Source organism: Geodermatophilus sp. SYSU D00710 (genome assembly GCF_054050195.1).
In genome coordinates this window covers 39155-55810 of record NZ_JBJGYX010000022.1, presented here as the reverse complement: position 1 = coordinate 55810, position 16656 = coordinate 39155, and the positions used below count along the sequence as shown (strand labels likewise).

General features: G+C 76.1%; 11 protein-coding genes. 9 read left to right on the top strand and 2 right to left on the bottom strand.

The window, feature by feature from the left end; translation table 11 throughout:
- Positions 1-211: 211 nt before the first annotated feature.
- Positions 212-1129, top strand: coding sequence for a DUF559 domain-containing protein (locus ACI78U_RS12360; protein ID WP_456875614.1), 918 nt, complete (start codon positions 212-214; stop codon positions 1127-1129).
- Between the two features lie 89 nt (positions 1130-1218).
- Positions 1219-2148: an oxygenase MpaB family protein gene (locus ACI78U_RS12355; protein WP_456875613.1), complete on the top strand. Its 930-nt coding sequence runs from the start codon at positions 1219-1221 to the stop codon at positions 2146-2148.
- A 14-nt stretch (positions 2149-2162) separates the two neighbouring features.
- Here ACI78U_RS12355 and valS read toward each other — a convergent pair whose 3' ends face one another.
- Entirely contained in the window at positions 2163-4742 is a 2580-nt protein-coding gene (valS, locus tag ACI78U_RS12350) for a valine--tRNA ligase (protein ID WP_456875612.1), read from the bottom strand.
- A gap of 42 nt (positions 4743-4784) precedes the next feature.
- Between valS and ACI78U_RS12345 the strand changes: the two genes are divergently transcribed.
- From ACI78U_RS12345 to ndk, 4 genes are read left to right on the top strand one after another with little or no spacing between them, the layout of a single operon-like run.
- Complete coding sequence (locus tag ACI78U_RS12345; RefSeq protein ID WP_456875611.1) at positions 4785-6125, top strand: bifunctional folylpolyglutamate synthase/dihydrofolate synthase; 1341 nt, start codon at positions 4785-4787, stop codon at positions 6123-6125.
- The gene (locus ACI78U_RS12340; protein ID WP_456875610.1) at positions 6122-6517 is read left to right on the top strand and encodes a DUF4233 domain-containing protein; all 396 of its coding nucleotides are present in this window, start codon (positions 6122-6124) and stop codon (positions 6515-6517) included. Before ACI78U_RS12345 ends, ACI78U_RS12340 begins: the two co-directional genes overlap by 4 nt.
- 28 nt (positions 6518-6545) lie before the next feature.
- Complete coding sequence (locus ACI78U_RS12335; protein WP_456875609.1) at positions 6546-7424, top strand: proline dehydrogenase family protein; 879 nt, start codon at positions 6546-6548, stop codon at positions 7422-7424.
- Positions 7425-7449: 25 nt separating this feature from the next.
- A complete protein-coding gene (gene ndk / locus ACI78U_RS12330; protein ID WP_456875608.1) occupies positions 7450-7860 on the top strand; it encodes a nucleoside-diphosphate kinase in 411 nt (136 codons plus the stop codon).
- A gap of 74 nt (positions 7861-7934) precedes the next feature.
- On the opposite strand, the gene ACI78U_RS12325 is transcribed toward ndk, so the two are convergent.
- Complete coding sequence (locus ACI78U_RS12325; RefSeq protein WP_456875607.1) at positions 7935-10289, bottom strand: putative bifunctional diguanylate cyclase/phosphodiesterase; 2355 nt, start codon at positions 10287-10289, stop codon at positions 7935-7937.
- A gap of 116 nt (positions 10290-10405) precedes the next feature.
- On the opposite strand from ACI78U_RS12325, the gene ACI78U_RS12320 reads away from it, so the two are divergent.
- The 3 genes from ACI78U_RS12320 to ACI78U_RS12310 all read left to right on the top strand — a co-directional run bounded on the left by ACI78U_RS12320 (position 10406) and on the right by ACI78U_RS12310 (position 16478).
- Complete coding sequence (locus tag ACI78U_RS12320) at positions 10406-12334, top strand: TIGR03960 family B12-binding radical SAM protein (protein WP_456875606.1); 1929 nt, start codon at positions 10406-10408, stop codon at positions 12332-12334.
- 3 nt (positions 12335-12337) lie between these two features.
- A complete protein-coding gene (locus tag ACI78U_RS12315; RefSeq protein WP_456875605.1) occupies positions 12338-13105 on the top strand; it encodes a TIGR03936 family radical SAM-associated protein in 768 nt (255 codons plus the stop codon).
- A gap of 292 nt (positions 13106-13397) precedes the next feature.
- The gene (locus tag ACI78U_RS12310; protein ID WP_456875604.1) at positions 13398-16478 is read left to right on the top strand and encodes an Rne/Rng family ribonuclease; all 3081 of its coding nucleotides are present in this window, start codon (positions 13398-13400) and stop codon (positions 16476-16478) included.
- The last annotated feature ends 178 nt before the right edge of the window (positions 16479-16656 follow it).

Below are 16656 nucleotides of genomic sequence, written 5' to 3'. Positions count from 1 at the left end.
TCCTCCCGCTCCACCCGACGAGCCCGTCCCCGACCTGCGGGGGCGGGCTCGCTCGCGTTGATGGGACCTGCCCGAGCGTGTGCGCCGACGCCGGGTCCGGCGGCCTGGAACGCGGCGCCGGCGCACACGCCGGGCCGTACACCGGGGGCCGGCTCTCCACAGTCCGTCCCGACCCGGCCGGCGGACCCCGTGTCCCGGCGAGCCTCGCGGCATGGCACACGACCTCGACGCCGTCGTCGGCCCGGACGGGTGGACGACGTGGGAGTCGCTCACGGCCCGCGTGGACCGCAGCACGCTCACCCGCTGGGTGGCCTCGGGCCGACTGCGACGGGTCCAGCCCGGCGTCTACGCGCTGCCGCGCGCCGTCGGCGACTGGCGGGCGCGCGTCGAGGCGGCGGCGCGGTCCTTCGGTGGCGTGGTCAGCCACCGGTCCGCGCTGGCGCTGTGGGAGCTCGCGCCGTCCGGTGGACCGGTCCACCTGACGGTGCGGCACACGCGCAGCGGACGAGGGGCCCCGGGCGTCGTCCTGCACCGCACCCGGGAGCTCGACGACAGCGTCCGCCGGGTCGAGGGACTGCCGGTGAGCTGCGCGGCGCGGGCGGTGGTGGACACGTGGGGGAGACCCGGCGGGTTGACCCGGGCGGAGGTCCGCGCCGCCGCGATCGACGCCGTCCGGCGCCGGCTGTGCCGACCCGACGACCTGGCCTGGGAGGTCAGGCGCCGACCGTGCCTGCCCGGACGGGCGTCCCTGGTCGAGCTGGTCCGGTTGCTGGCCGAGGGCTGTCGCAGCGAGCTGGAGGGCTGGGGCTGCCTGACCGTGCTCCGCGGCCCCGGCATGCCGGCGTTCACCCTGCAACGCCGACTGGTGGTCGCGGGCGACGTGTACGTCCTCGACGCCGCGTACGAGGACGCGCTGCTCGCCGTCGAGATGGACGGCGCCGCCTGGCACGGCTCGCGGGCACAGCGCGAGCGGGACATCCGGTGCGATGCGCGGGTGGCGACGGCGGGCTGGCAGACGCTGCGGTTCGGCTACCGCCGGCTGACCGGCGAGCCGGACGCGTGCCGGACGGAGATCCGCGCCGTCCACGCCGCTCGCCGCCGCCTGCTGAGCCCGGAGCGTGGGCGCTGACGCCGCACTCGCGGGCCCGGAACCCGGCGCGAGCGCACACCCTCCGGCCCGGGCGGCGGGGGGCGCGCCGGGCTGGCACCCTCGACGACGTGCGCGTTCTCACCGCCCTCCCCGATGCGGCGCGCGCAGCGTTCCGCTCCCGGGTCTCCGGGGACCCCGCCGGCGCGCCGGACTGGGTGCGCGACATCGCCCGGGTCGGCACGGGGCCGGGCTGGTTCGAGCCCGACGGCGTCGTCTGGCGGGTGCACGGCGACCTCTCGACACTCGTCGGCGGCGTGGCCGCGCTGCTGGGCCAGGCGGCGCACCCGCTGGCGCTCGCGGGCGTGCAGCAGCACTCGGCCTACCGCGAGGACCCGTGGCAGCGCCTGGCCGGCACCGCCCGCTGGCTCGTGGTGAGCACCTTCGGCTCCGCCGAGCTCGCCGAGCGCGAGGCCGCCCGGGTGCGCGGCATGCACGAGAGCGTCCGCGGCCGGGTGCGCGGGCGGGCCTACTCGGCGTCGGACCCGCAGCTGCTGCGCTGGGTGCACCTGGCCTTCACCGACGCGTTCCTCGCCGCGCAGCAGGCGGTCGGCCGCGACCTCACCGCCCGCTTCGGCCCCCGCTGGCCCGACGTCTACGTCGCCGACTGGGCGCGCAGCGCCGAGGAGCTCGGCGCCACCGACCTCCCGCACAGCGCCGCCGAGCTCGCCGATGCCCTCGCCGCGTACCGCCCGCAGCTCGCGCCCGTGCCCGACTCGCTGCGCGCCTTCCTCGCCGCCCCGCCCGGGCTCAGCCCGCCCGAGCGGGTCTTCTACCGCGGCCTGTCCGGCGCCGCCGCGCAGCTGGTCTCGCCCGCGCTGGCCGGGTGCGCCGGTGTCCCGGGCCGCGGCCGCGGCGGGGCCGCGCAGGTCGCCGTCGCCCGGACCCAGCTGATCGCCCTGCGGCTCGCGCTCGGGGACCGCAGCCCCTCGGAGGAGGCCGCCCGCTGGCGGCTGGGCCTGGGCCCGGCACCGGACTGGGCGGTCGAGGACGCCGCCTAGCCAGGGAGCCGGGCTCAGCCCTCCGCGGGTGGCGCCAGGACGACGTCGACCGACAGCGGGCCCTCGCCGGCGACGACGGTCAGCGACGCGATCCGCCCGGCGTCGGTCAGGTCACCGCGGCCGGCCTCCACCAGCGCGACGTCCGGCGTGGTCACGGTCGCGGACTCGACGTCGGCCCGCATCGACACCTTGGCGTCGGACTTGGCCTTGCGGACCCCGGCCAGCGCGGCGGCCACCGCGGGCAGCACCTCCGGGTCGCCCCCGGCGGGCAGCTCGGCGGCGGCCGGCCACGGCGCGCGGTGCACCGAGCCGCTCTGCCACCAGGACCAGACCTCCTCGGTGACGAACGGCAGCACCGGCGCGAACAGCCGCAGCTGGACCGACAGCGCCAGCGCCAGCGCGGCCTGCGCCGACTCCGCCGCCGCCCCGCTGCCGTAGGCGCGGGACTTCACCAGCTCGACGTAGTCGTCGCAGAACGACCAGAAGAACGTCTCGGTCACCTCGAGCGCGCGGGTGTAGTTGTAGGACTCCATCGCCGCGGTGGCCTCGTCGACGACGTCGGCCAGCCGGCGCAGCAGCCCCAGGTCGATCGGCTCGGTGACCTGCTCGGCGGAGAGGTCGGCGGTGACCCCGAGCCCCAGCACGAACTTGCCGACGTTGAGGATCTTCATGGCCAGCCGCCGGCCGACCTTCATCTGCGCCTCGTCGAACGGCGAGTCCGCCCCCGGCCGGGCGCCGGCGGCCCGCCAGCGGACGGCGTCGGTGCCGTAGCGCTCGAGCACGTCGATCGGGGTGACGACGTTGCCCTTCGACTTCGACATCTTCTTGCGGTCGGGGTCGACGACGAACCCGGAGATCGTGGCGTGCGTCCACGGCACCGTGCCGTGCTCGAAGTGCGAGCGGACGACGGTGGAGAACAGCCAGGTGCGGATGATGTCGTGCGCCTGGGGCCGCTGGTCCATCGGGAAGACGTGCGCGAACAGCTCCGGGTCGGTGTCCCAGCCCGAGGCCACCTGCGGCGACAGCGACGACGTCGCCCAGGTGTCCATGACGTCGGGGTCGGCGACGAACCCGCCGGGGACGCCGCGCTGCGACTCGTCGAACCCGGGCGGCACGTCGGACGACGGGTCGACCGGCAGCGACTCCTCGGGGGCGAGGATCGGGTCGTCGTACACGGGGTCGCCGGCGGAGTCGAGCCGGTACCAGACCGGGAACGGGACGCCGAAGAACCGCTGCCGGCTGATCAACCAGTCGCCGTTGAGGCCCTCGACCCAGTTCTCGTAGCGGTACCGCATGTGCTCGGGCACCCACTGGATCTCCCGCCCGCGGGCGATGAGGGCGTCGCGCAGCTCGGCGTCGCGGCCGCCGTTGCGGATGTACCACTGCCGCGTGGTGACGATCTCGAGCGGGCGCTCGCCCTTCTCGTAGAACTTCACCGGGTGGGTGATCGCGGTCGGCCCGCCGTGCAGGTCGCCGGACTCGCGCAGCATCTCCACGATCCGCTGCTGCGCGCTGTACGCCGTCTTCCCGGCCAGCTCGGCGTAGACGTCGGCGGGCACGTCGGCCGGCGCGTCGGGCACCAGCCGACCGTCCCAGCCGACCACCGCGCGGGTGGGCAGCTGCAGCTCCCGCCACCAGGTGACGTCGTTGAGGTCGCCGAAGGTGCAGATCATCGCGATGCCCGAGCCCTTGTCCGGCTCGGCCAGGCGGTGGGCGACCACCGGCACCTCGACGCCGAACAGCGGCGTCCGCACGGTCGACCCGAACAGCCCCTGGTAGCGCTCGTCGTCGGGGTGGGCCACCAGCGCCACGCAGGCCGGCAGCAGCTCGGGCCGGGTGGTCTCGATGAACACCGGCCCGTCCGACGAGTGGAACGAGATCCGGTGGTAGGCGCCGGGGCGTTCCCGGTCCTCCAGCTCGGCCTGCGCCACCGCGGTGCGGAAGGTGACGTCCCAGAGGGTCGGCGCCTCCTGCGCGTAGGCCTCGCCGCGGGCGAGGTTGTGCAGGAAGGCGCGCTGCGCGGTGGCGCGGGAGGCCTCGGAGATCGTCCGGTAGACGTTGGTCCAGTCCACCGACAGCCCGACGCGGCGCCACAGCTGCTCGTAGGCGGCCTCGTCCTCCTCGGTGAGCCGCATGCACAGCTCGACGAAGTTGCGCCGCGAGACCGGCTGCTGGTCCCTGCCCGGCTTCGCGGGGGGCTCGAACGACGGGTCGTAGGGGAGCGAGGGGTCGCAGCGGACCCCGTAGAAGTTCTGCACCCGGCGCTCGGTGGGCAGCCCGTTGTCGTCCCAGCCCATCGGGTAGTAGACGTGCCGGCCGCGCATCCGCTGGTAGCGGGCGACGACGTCGGTGTGGGTGTAGCTGAACACGTGCCCGACGTGCAGCGACCCGCTCGCGGTCGGCGGCGGGGTGTCGATGGAGTACGTCTGCTCCCGGGGTGCCGACAGGGCCGCCGCGCGGTCGAAGGCGTAGGTGTCGGCCTCCGCCCAGCGGGCGGCCCACTTCTCCTCGAGACCGTCGAGGCTCGGCTTGTCGGGTACGCCCGCGCCGGCTCCCGGAGCGGTGCTGACCGGGGTGCGGGTGTCGGCGACCATGGGCTCCATCCTAGGAACCGCCCGGCTGGCATCCTGGGGAGGATGAGCAGCGACCTGACCCGCGTCGAGGAGGAGCTGCTGGCCCGCTGGCCGGAGACCCGGCTGGAGCCCTCGCTCACCCGGATCGCCGCCCTGGTCGACCTGCTGGGCAACCCGCACCGGGCCTATCCGGTGGTCCAGGTGGCCGGCACCAACGGCAAGACGACGACGGCGCGGATCGTCGACGAGCTGCTGCGCGGCTTCGGCCTGCGCGTGGGCCGCTTCACCAGCCCGCACCTGCAGTCGGTGCGCGAACGGATCGTCCTCGACGGCGAGCCGGTGGGCGCCGAGCGGTTCGTCGAGACGTACGCCGACATCGCGCCCTACGTGCAGATGGTCGACGCCGCCGGCGAGCACCCGATGAGCTTCTTCGAGGTCATGGTGGGCATGGCCTACGCGACCTTCGCCGAGGCCCCGGTCGACGTCGCCGTGATCGAGGTCGGCATGGGCGGTACCTGGGACGCCACCAACGTCGTCGACGCACGGGTCGCCGTCGTCACCCCGGTCGCGCTCGACCACGCGGAGTACCTCGGCCCCGACGTCGGCACGATCGCCGGGGAGAAGGCCGGGATCGTCAAGGCCGACGCGATCGCCGTCCTCGCGCACCAGCAGCCGGCCGCCCTCGACGCCCTGGTGCGCCGCGCCGTCGAGGTGGAGGCCGTCGTCGCCCGCGAGGGCGCCGAGTTCGGGGTGCTGGAGCGCAAGGTCGCCGTCGGCGGGCAGCAGCTGCGGCTGCAGGGCCTCGGCGGCGAGTACGACGAGCTCTTCCTGCCGCTGTTCGGCGCGCACCAGGCGCAGAACGCCGTCACCGCGCTGGCCGCCGTCGAGGCGTTCCTCGGCGCGGGGGCGACCACCGGCCCGATCGACGTCGACACCGTGCGCGCCGCGCTCGCCGCCGTGCGCTCCCCGGGCCGGCTCGAGCGGGTGCGCACCAGCCCCACCGTGCTGGTCGACGCCGCGCACAACCCCGCCGGCATGGCCGCCACCGTGGAGGCGATCCGGGAGTCCTTCGACTTCACCCGGCTGGTCGGCGTCGTCGGCTGCGTGCGCGGCAAGGACGTCGAGGGGATGCTGCGCGAGCTGGAGACCGTCTGCGCCGAGCTGGTGGTCACCCAGAACGGGTCGCCCCGGGCGATGCCGGCCGACGAGCTGGGCGCGCTGGCCGTCGACGCCTTCGGCGCCGACCGGGTCAGCGTCTCCCCGCGGCTGCCCGAGGCGATCACCGAGGCGGTCGAGCTCGCCGAGGCCGGGCCCGACGACGCGCTCGGCGGCTCGGGCGTGCTGGTCACCGGCAGCGTGGTCACCGCCGGCGAGGCCCGCACCGTGCTGGGCGGGAAGCCGTGACCGCGCCCGACCCGGTCCGGGCGGGGCGGGCGCTGCGCGGCGCCGCCGCGGCCGTGCTGCTCCTCGAGGGCATCGCGGTGCTGTTCGTGCCCCGCGCGATCGCCCAGACCGAGGCCGGCCTCGGCGGGGCGCGGCTGACGGTCCTGCTGGTGCTCGCCGTGCTCCTGGTGCTGGCCAGCGGGATCCAGCGGCGGCCGCGCGGGCTGGAGATCGGCACCGCGCTGCAGGTCCCGCTGCTGCTCACCGGCCTCGTCGACGCCGCCATGTGGTTCGTCGGCGGCGTCTTCGTGCTCATCTGGCTCTACCTGCTGCAGATCCGCAAGGAGCTGCTCGGCTCGCCGTTCCGCGAGCCGGCCGCGCCGCCCGACCAGGACGCCCCGCCGCCGGTCTGAGCCGCCCCCGCTCTGGCAGGGTGACCGGGTGGGCCTCGACCGCGCGGTGCTGTTCCGGCTGGCGACCAGCGCGCGCTTCGAGAGCGCCGTCCGCGCGCTGCCGGCCGGCGAGCGGCTCGGCTGGCGGGCGGCGTCCCGCTACGTGGCCGGCCGCACCCGCGAGGAGGCGCTGGCGGTCACCGGGCGGCTGCTCGCCGACGGCCGGGGGGTGAGCGTCGACCTCTTCGGTGAGCACGTCGCCGACGTCGCGGTCGCCGAGCGGGTCGTCGAGGAGTACCGGTCCCTGGCCGCGGCCCTGCCCGGCCCGCCGGCCGACGCGTGGCTCGCGGTCGACCTGAGCCACCTCGCGCTCGACACGGACCCGGCCGGCACCGCCGACCGTCTCGCCACCGTCGCGGGCGCCCTGCCGCCGGGGCGGCGGATCCAGGTGGGCGCGGAGGAGGCCGCCCGCACCGACGCGGTGCTGTCCTGCGTGCTCGCCGTCGCCGGCCGTGGCCTGGCCGACCGGCTCGGCGCCACCGTCCAGGCCAACCTGCGGCGCTCACCCGAGGACGTCGACGCCCTCGTCGCCGCCGGCGTCCACGTCCGCCTGGTCAAGGGGGCCTACGTCGAGCGGGCGGGGGTCCACCGCTACGGGGAGCCCACCGACGTCGCCTACCTCCGGCTGGGCGCCCGCCTCGCCGAGCGCGGGGCGGACTGGTCGATGGCCACCCACGACGGGCGGCTGCGCGAGGCGCTGCTCCTGCTGGCGGGGCGGCCGGTGACCGTGGAGCAGCTGCTGGGCGTGCGGCCCGACGTCCTCGACGACCTGGCCCGCCGCGGGATCCCGACGCGCGTCTACGTGCCCTACGGCTCCGACTGGTTCCGCTACTGGATGCGGCGTGTCGCCGAGTCGCGGGGGGCCTGACCGGCGTCCCGTAGGCTGCCGCCCCGTGACTGATCGCACCCTGGTCCTCGTCAAGCCCGACGGCGTCGCCCGCGGCCTGGTCGGCGAGGTCGTCTCGCGGCTGGAGGCCAAGGGCCTGCGCCTGGTCGCCGCCGAGCTGCGCACGCTGCCCCGCGAGGTCGCCGAGCAGCACTACGCCGAGCACCGCGAGAAGCCGTTCTTCGGCTCGCTGGTCGAGTTCATCACCGGCGGCCCGCTGCTGGCCCTCGTCGTCGAGGGGCCGCGCGCCGTCGAGGCCTTCCGCGCCCTGGCCGGCGCCACCGACCCGGTGAAGGCAGCCCCCGGCACCATCCGCGGCGACTTCGCCCTCGAGGTGCAGTCCAACATCGTGCACGGCTCGGACTCCGACGAGTCCGCCGCGCGCGAGATCGGGCTCTTCTTCCCCGACCTGGGCTAGCCGGCGCGAGGCCCTTCGGCCCCCTCGTAGGGGCCCGCCACGAGCCTGCGAGTAGTGGGGGGCGAGGGGGTCCTTCAGCAGGCCGCGCCGATGAGCGGGCGGCCGGCGCGCACCATCCGCTCCACGGCCGCGGCCGGCACCGGGGCGCCGAACAGGTGCCCCTGGGCCACGCCGCAGCCCAGCGCGCGCAGCGCGGCGAGCTGACCGGGCTGCTCGACGCCCTCGGCGACGACCTCCAGGCCCAGGCTGTTGCCCAGCGCGATGACGGCGTCGGCGAGCGACCCGCCCGCCGCCCCGGCGGCCAGCCGCGCCACCGAGGACGGGTCGATCTTCAGCCGGTGCAGCGGCAGGTCCCGCAGCCGGGCCAGCGACGACGAGCCGGTGCCGAAGTCGTCGATCACCACGTGCACGCCCAGCGCGTGCACGTCGCGGATGCCGGCCGCGGTGTCGGGCCCGGACGCCACCGCCTCGGGGACCTCGATCTCCAGCCGGCCGGGGTCGACCCCGGCGGCGCGCGCGGCGCCGGCCAGCGAGACGGCGAGGTCACCGGTGGCCAGCCGGCGCGGGGAGACGTTGACCGCCATGCGCAGCTCCGGCAGGCCCGCCGCGTCCCACGACCGCAGCTGGCAGCACGCCTCGCGGATGACCCAGTCGTCGATGGCGTCGATGACCCCGGCGGCCTCCGCGACCGGGATGAAGCCGGCCGGCTCGACCAGCCCCCGGCTGCCCGACTGCCAGCGGGCCAGCGCCTCGACGCCGGTGACCGCGCCGGTGCGCAGGTCGACCTGTGGCTGGTAGAGCACCCGCAGCTCGCCGGCGTCGACGGCGGCGCGCAGGTCGCGCACCAGCTCGTCCTGCGCGGCGACCTCCTCGCGCATCCCGCGCTCGAACACCCGCACCCGGTTCTTGCCGCCGGACTTGGCCACGTACATCGCGAGGTCGGCGTCGCGCAGCAGGTCGTCCATGCCGCGGCGGTCGTTGGCGTCGGTGAGCGTGACGCCGACGCTGCCGCCCACGGTGAACCGCTCGTCGCCCCACGCCACGGGCTCGCACAGCGCCCGCAGCAGCCGTTCGGCCACGGTGACGACGTCGCGGCGGCCCTCGACGTCCTCCATCAGCACGACGAACTCGTCCCCGCCGAGGCGGGCGACGGTGTCGGCCGGGCGCACGCTGGACTCCAGCCGCCGCGCGACCGCGGTCAGGACCGCGTCACCGGCCTCGTGCCCGCAGTCGTCGTTGACCGCCTTGAAGTCGTCGAGGTCGAGCAGCAGCACCGCGTGCCGGCGGGCGCGGCGGTCGGCGAGGGCGTGCTCGAGGCGGTCCTGCATCAGCGCGCGGTTGGCCAGGCCGGTGAGCGGGTCGTGCAGGGCCAGCCGGGCCAGCTCGCCGGCCTGCTGCTCGAGCTGGCGGGCCGCCGCGTGCGCCTGGGCCTCGCTGCGCTTGCGCCCGGTGATGTCCCGCGCGATGCCCGCGACGCCGGTCGGCCGCCCGTCGTCGTCCCGGATGAGCGAGAAGGTGACCAGCGCGTCGAAGGCCGAGCCGTCCCGCCGGCGGTGCCGCCGCTCGTGGCTGCCGGGAGGCAGCCGCGTGAGGTCCGCCGGCAGCGGCGGGCCGGCCGACAGCAGCGAGACGTGCCGGCCGACGATCTCGGGGGCGGACCAGCCGTAGAGCCGCTCGGCGCCGGGGTTCCAGCTGGTGATCGTGCCGTCGGTGGTGGTGGTGACCACCGCGTCGTCGGTGGTCTGCACGACGGCGGCCAGCCGGGCCAGCGCGTCGCGCTGGGCGGCGAGCTCCGTGGTGCGCTCGGCGACCAGCGCCTCGATGACCTCGCGCCGGTCGTCGAACCGCCGCCAGGCCACCAGGCACGCCCAGCTCTCCACCAGCACGAAGGCGGCGTGCAGCAGGGCCATGGGCAGCGGCGCGACGTCGTGCTCGAACACCGCGTGCGGTACCAGGGTGCCCAGCACGAGGTGGTGCACGCCGACGAAGGCGATCGCGAGCAGGAACGGCGCCCGGGCGGCGTAGAGGGCGGCCAGCGGCAGCAGCGCGAAGAAGAGGAAGTGCGCCTCGGTGGCGCCGGAGGACAGCTGCACGGCCAGCGCGGCGGCGGTCATGAGCGCGAGGGCCGCGGCGGCCGCCCGGGTGCTGCGGCGCAGGGCCGGCGCCGCCGCGAGCAGGACCAGCACCGCCAGGGGAGCGGTGTGCAGGGCCGCCGACACCGGACCGGCGCCGCGCACCAGCGCGTACACCGGCACCGCGGCCAGCAGGACGACGAGCGTGCGCAGGACGAACGCGTGGTGGGCGGCCCACTGCTCGACGGGCATCACGCGCCCCGGGGGGAGGGTCAGCCAGGACCCGCCGCGAGGTCGGGTGGGGAGGACGCCGTCGGCGTCCTGGAGCACACCGGTGCCCCCGGCCGGCTGGCTCATGGTCCCCCTCGCGAACGCCCCCGTCGGTCACTCGGAGTTTAGGTGCGGTCACGGAGTGGTGCAGCTCGGCGAACCGGTCCGGCGCCGGGGGACGGCGCGTCTACCCTGGACCGGTCATGACCGGACAGAGTCTCTACCCCCGTCTCGAGCCGCTGCTGGCCCAGGTGCAGAAGCCGATCCAGTACGTCGGCGGTGAGCTGAACGCGCAGGTCAAGGCGTGGGACGACGTCGCCGTCCACTGGGCGCTGATGTACCCCGACGCCTACGAGGTGGGGCTGCCCAACCAGGGCCTCATGATCCTCTACGAGGTGCTCAACGAGCGCCCCGACGCCCTCGCCGAGCGCACCTATGCCGTCTGGCCCGACCTCGCCGCGCTGATGCGCGAGCACGGCGTCGGCCAGTTCACCGTCGACGCCCACCGCGCCGTGCGCGACTTCGACGTGCTCGGGGTGAGCTTCGCGACCGAGCTCGGCTACACCAACCTGCTCGAGGCCCTGGACCTCGCCGGGATCCCGCTGCACGCAGCCGACCGCGACGCGACCCACCCGGTCGTCGTCGCCGGCGGGCACGCCGCCTTCAACCCCGAGCCGATCGCCGACTTCGTCGACTGCGCGGTCCTCGGCGACGGCGAGCAGGCCGTCGGAGACATCACCGACGTCGTCAGGGCGTGGAAGGAGCAGGGCCGCCCCGGCGGCCGCGAGGAGCTGCTGGCCCGGCTGGCCCGCGTGGACGGCGTCTACGTCCCGCGCTTCTACGCCGTCTCCTACGGTCCCGACGGCGCGATCGCGGCGGTGACCCGCACCCGCGACGACGTCCCGGCGCGGGTCGGCAAGCGCACCGTGATGGACCTCGACGAGTGGCCCTACCCGAAGACGCCGCTGGTGCCGCTGGCCGAGAGCGTGCACGAGCGGATGAGCGTGGAGATCTTCCGCGGCTGCACGCGGGGCTGCCGCTTCTGCCAGGCCGGGATGATCACCCGTCCGGTGCGCGAGCGGACGATCACCGGTATCGGGTCGATGGTCGACCAGGGCCTGCGCGCCACCGGCTACGAGGAGGTGGGGCTGCTCTCGCTGTCCAGCGCCGACCACTCCGAGATCGCCCAGGTGGCCAAGGAGCTCGCCGACCGCTACGAGGGCACGAACACCGGGCTGTCCCTGCCCAGCACCCGCGTCGACGCCTTCAACGTCACGCTGGCCAACGAGCTGTCCCGCAACGGCCGGCGCTCCGGGCTGACCTTCGCGCCCGAGGGCGGCAGCGAGCGGATCCGCCGGGTGATCAACAAGACCGTGTCCAAGGAGGACCTGGTCCGCACGGTCACCACCGCCTACGCCAACGGCTGGCAGCAGGTGAAGCTCTACTTCATGTGCGGGCTCCCCACGGAGACCGACGAGGACGTGCTCGAGATCGCCGAACTCGCCGTCGAGGTCATCCGCGCCGGCCGGGAGGCCAGCGGCCGCAAGGACATCCGCTGCACCGTCTCCATCGGCGGCTTCGTGCCCAAGCCCCACACGCCCTTCCAGTGGGCCGGCCAGGCCAGCGCGGAGACCATCGACCACCGGTTGAGGGTGCTGCGGCAGGCCATCAACGCCGACCGCCGGATCGGCCGCTCGATCGGCCTGCGCTACCACGACGGCAAGCCCGGCGTCATCGAGGGGCTGCTGTCCCGCGGTGACCGCCGCGTGGGCCGGGTCATCGAGCGGGTGTGGCGCGACGGCGGCCGGTTCGACGGCTGGAGCGAGCACTTCTCCTACGAGCGCTGGACCGCCGCGGCCGCCGAGGAGCTCGGCGCCCTCGGCGTCGACCTCGACTGGTTCACCACCCGCGAGCGCACGCAGCACGAGGTGCTGCCCTGGGACCACCTGGACTCCGGGCTGGACAAGGAGTGGCTCTGGGACGACTGGCAGGAGGCGCTGGCCGAGGAGGAGGTCGCCGACTGCCGGTGGACCCCCTGCTACGACTGCGGCGTGTGCCCGACCATGGGCACCGAGATCCAGATCGGCCCCACCGGGCGCAGCCTGCTGCCGCTCACCGTCGTCGGGCGCTGACCGGTGGCCCGCTCCCCGGAGGGCCCGCCTCCGCCGCCGACCGTGCAGCGGCTGCGGCTGCGCTACGCCAAGCGCGGTCCGCTGCGCTTCGCCTCCCACCGCGACCTCGCCCGCGCGCTGGAGCGGGCGCTGCGCCGGGCGCGGGTGCCCATGGCGTACTCCGCCGGCTTCACCCCGCACCCGAAGATCAGCTACGTCGGGGCGGCGCCGACCGGGGCGGCCAGCGAGGCGGAGTACCTGGAGATCGGCCTGGCCGAGCGGCGTGACCCCGAGCAGGTCCGGGCCGCCCTCGACGACTCGCTGCCGCCGGGCATCGACGTCCTCGAGTGCGTCGAGGCCGCCGAGGGCGGCGGGTCGCTGGCCGACCGGATCGACGCCGCCCGGTGGAGCGTCGAGCTGCCCGGGATCGAGCCCGCCGAGCTGTCCGCGGCGCTCGCCGCGTTCCTCGCGCGGGACGAGGTCACGGTGGCCAAGCGCACCAAGAACGGCCTGCGGGACGTCGATGCGCGGGGTCCCGTGGCCTCGGCGTCCGCGGGCGGTGCGGCAGGACGTGCCATACTGCACATGGTCGTCCGGCAGGTGACGCCCGCCGTTCGACCCGACGACGTGGTGGCCGCTCTCGCTGCCGTCGCCGACCTGCGCCCGCCGTCGCCCCCACGGGCCGTGCGTGAGGCGCAGGGCCGGCTCGACGACAGCGGGACCGTGGCCGATCCGCTCGGTCCCGACCGAGCGGCGCGCACCCGCTGCCAGGGGGAGCACGCCGCGGTCTGACCGGCGACCCCGGGCGCCACCGCGCCGTCGAGCGGCACGGCTGCCAGACGTGACGCGCCCCGCCCGGCACCACCCCAGACCACCGGCACCACCGCACCACCTGCAGTCCGCACCACCTGCAGTCCGGCTCCGGCCGCGGCCACCGCCGACCGGGACCGACCACAGACTTCGCGAGCCGAGCGCGCCGCCGTACCCCGAGCGGCCGCCCGGCCCGCCCAACCCGTGCTCCTGCGCGGCCGCCTGTCCCCGAGGGGACCGGCGCCCGGGAGCACCACACAGGAGGCGAGCCCTCGTGGCCGACCAGGACAACGACACCACCAGCGACACCACCAGCGACCCGACCGCCACCGACGGCGCCCCCGGCCCGGACACCCCCGCCGGCGACTCCGCCGCCGTCGCGGAGGTGCTCACCGGAGAGGCGGCGAACGGCGAGCCGCTCCCCGATGCGGACGAGCAGGCCGAGGCTCCCGCCGAGCCCGAGCCCGAGCCCGAGGCCCCCGCCGGACCCGAGGCCGAGGAGGAGCCCGAGGAGACGCTGCCGGCGCCGTTCGGCGCGCAGTTCAGCTCACCCGAGCCCACCGCCGTGATCGCCCGGCCCCGCCGCCGGGCCACCCGCCCCGCCGGGTCGGCCGACCCCGTGGCTGCCCCACCCCCGCTGCCGGTCGCGCCGGTGGCCCCGGCGTTCGTGAGCTTCGTGGCGCCCCCCGAGGCCGAGGTCGCGCCCGCACCCCGCCGGCGCAGCCGCCGGCCGCTGCCCGAGTCCCCCGAGGTCGAGGACGCCGGCCCGCCGGCGGAGGACGGGGAGCAGGCGCCCGCGCCCCGCTCGCGCCGCGGTCGGTCCCGCCGCCGCGGCGGGTCCGCGGACGCCGAGGGCCCGGCCGACGAGACCGTCGCCGCCGAGGACGCGGTCGCCGAGGACGCCGTCGACGACACCGAGACCGACGCCGAGGAGACCGACCGCGACGACGCCGACCGCGACGAGGCCGGCGGCAGCCGGCGTCGCCGCCGCGGCCGCCGGGGCCGCGGCCGGGGCCGCACCGGCGACGAGGCCGACGAGGAGTCCGGCGACCGGGCCTCCGACGAGGACGCCGACGACGAGGACGCCGACGCGACCGAGGACGCCGACACCGAGGGCGAGGACGGCGCCGACGCCGACGCCGAGGACGAGAGCGCCGACGCCGAGGCCGGGTCGGGCACCCGCCGCCGGCGCCGTCGCCGCCGCCGTGGCGGTGAGGCCGCCGCCGAGTCCGGCGCCGAGGACGACGACGACCGCCCGGAGCGGGCCGGCCGCAACGGCCGCGCGACCAGCGACGACGACGTCCGGGGCGTCACCGGCTCCACCCGGCTGGAGGCCAAGCGCCAGCGCCGCCGGGAGGGCCGCGACACCGGGCGCCGCCGCGCGCCGATCCTCACCGAGGCCGAGTTCCTCGCCCGCCGCGAGTCGGTGGAGCGCCGGATGGTCATCCGCCAGCGCGGTGAGCGCACCCAGATCGCGGTCCTCGAGGACGGCGTCCTGGTCGAGCACTACGTCACCCAGGCGCAGGCGACGTCCTTCGCCGGCAACGTCTACCTCGGCCGGGTGCAGAACGTGCTGCCCAGCATGGAGGCGGCGTTCATCGACATCGGCAAGGGCCGCAACGCCGTCCTCTACGCCGGCGAGGTCAACTGGGAGGCCGCCGGCCTCACCGGCAAGCAGCGCTCGATCGAGCAGGCGCTCAAGTCCGGCGACAAGGTCCTCGTCCAGGTCACCAAGGACCCGATCGGCCACAAGGGCGCCCGGCTCACCCAGCAGGTCAACCTGCCCGGCCGGTTCCTGGTCTACGTGCCCGGCGGCTCGATGACCGGGATCAGCCGCAAGCTGCCCGACACCGAGCGGCAGCGGCTCAAGGACATCCTGCGCACGATCGTCCCGGAGGACGCCGGCGTCATCATCCGGACCGCCGCGGAGGGCGCCTCGGAGGAGGAGCTCACCCGCGACGTCGCCCGGCTCAAGGCGCAGTGGGAGGTCATCCAGACCAAGGCGTCGTCGTCGAGCAACGCCCCCTCGCTGCTCTACGGCGAGCCCGACCTCGCCATCCGGGTCATCCGCGACGTCTTCAACGAGGACTTCACCGAGCTCGTCGTCCAGGGCGACGACGCGTGGGACACCGTCGAGGCCTACGTCGCGCACGTCTCCCCGGAGCTCACCGGCCGGCTGATCCGGCACACCGGCGAGGGCGACGTCTTCCGCGACCTGCGCATCGACGAGCAGCTGGCCAAGGCGCTGGACCGCAAGGTGTGGCTGCCCTCGGGCGGCTCGCTGGTCATCGACCGCACCGAGGCCATGACCGTCGTCGACGTCAACACCGGCAAGTTCACCGGGTCCGGCGGCAACCTCGAGCAGACCGTCACGCGCAACAACATGGAGGCGGCGGAGGAGATCGTCCGCCAGCTCCGGCTGCGCGACATCGGCGGCATCATCGTCATCGACTTCATCGACATGGTGCTCGAGAGCAACCGCGACCTGGTGCTGCGCCGGCTCACCGAGTGCCTGGGCCGCGACCGCACGAAGCACCAGGTGGCCGAGGTGACCTCGCTGGGCCTGGTGCAGATGACCCGCAAGCGGGTCGGGCAGGGCCTGCTCGAGGTGTTCTCCGAGCCGTGCGAGCACTGCCGCGGCCGGGGCGTCCTCGTGCACACCGACCCGGTGGACGAGAAGCGCCGCGGGAGCTCCGGCGGGAACGGCTCCGGCGGCGGCAACGGCGGCCGCCGGGACGCGGGCCGCCGGGACGAGCGCAAGCAGGAGGCCGAGCGCAAGGAGGCCGAGCGCGAGCCGGTCGAGGTCGCCGCGACCGAGTCGTCCGGCCCCGACGCCGACGCGACCCCCGGTGACGGGCAGCGCTCCGGCGGCCGGCGCAACCGCGGCCGGCGCAACCGCGGGCAGTCGGGGGAGGAGCGGGCCGCCGAGGACGCCGCCGTGCTCGCCGTCGCCTCCGGTGCCGACCCGGCCGCGGAGGACACCACCGCCGAGCCCGCCGACGACGCACCGGCCGGGGCCGACGCCGCCGAGGCGCCCGTCACCGAGCCGGCCGTGGTGGCCGCCGAGGCCCCCGAGGTCGAGGTGACGGTGCAGATCGGCGCCGAGGTGCCCGGCGGAGAGGTGACCCAGCCGGTCGCCGACGAGCCGGTCGCCGACGAGCCGGCCGCCGGTCCCGTCCCCGGGGACGACGACGAGGCGCTCCCCCCGGGCGCCGGCGTCGACGACCCCGGCCCGGTCGACGAGGACCCCGCCGACGGCGGGCCCGCCGGCAACGGTGCCGGTGCGGTCGCCGGCGCCGTGCGCCCGCGGCGTCGCCGCGCCGCCAGCCGCCCGGCCGGTCCGCCGGCGAGCTAGCAGCCCCTGGAGCGGCCGGGACCGCGTTCGACCCCGGCGCGGCCGCTCGGGTACGCTGGTCGGGTTGCACCGCCCCGACCGGGCTCCGCCCCGGGGTCGAGGAGGCGGTGCGGCCCGTCCAGCACCCGGCGCCCGCGCCGGGGTGCGCTCGGGGACGATTCGCGGGACTGACAGCAGC

Bases quoted from the DNA above. Each gene is read 5' to 3' on its own strand.
- ACI78U_RS12360 (WP_456875614.1), top strand. From the start codon at position 212: ATGGCACACGACCTCGACGCCGTCGTCGGCCCGGACGGGTGGACGACG.
- valS (WP_456875612.1), bottom strand. From the start codon at position 4,742: ATGGTCGCCGACACCCGCACCCCGGTCAGCACCGCTCCGGGAGCCGGC.
- ACI78U_RS12345 (WP_456875611.1), top strand. From the start codon at position 4,785: ATGAGCAGCGACCTGACCCGCGTCGAGGAGGAGCTGCTGGCCCGCTGG.
- ACI78U_RS12325 (WP_456875607.1), bottom strand. From the start codon at position 10,289: ATGAGCCAGCCGGCCGGGGGCACCGGTGTGCTCCAGGACGCCGACGGC.
- ACI78U_RS12320 (WP_456875606.1), top strand. From the start codon at position 10,406: ATGACCGGACAGAGTCTCTACCCCCGTCTCGAGCCGCTGCTGGCCCAG.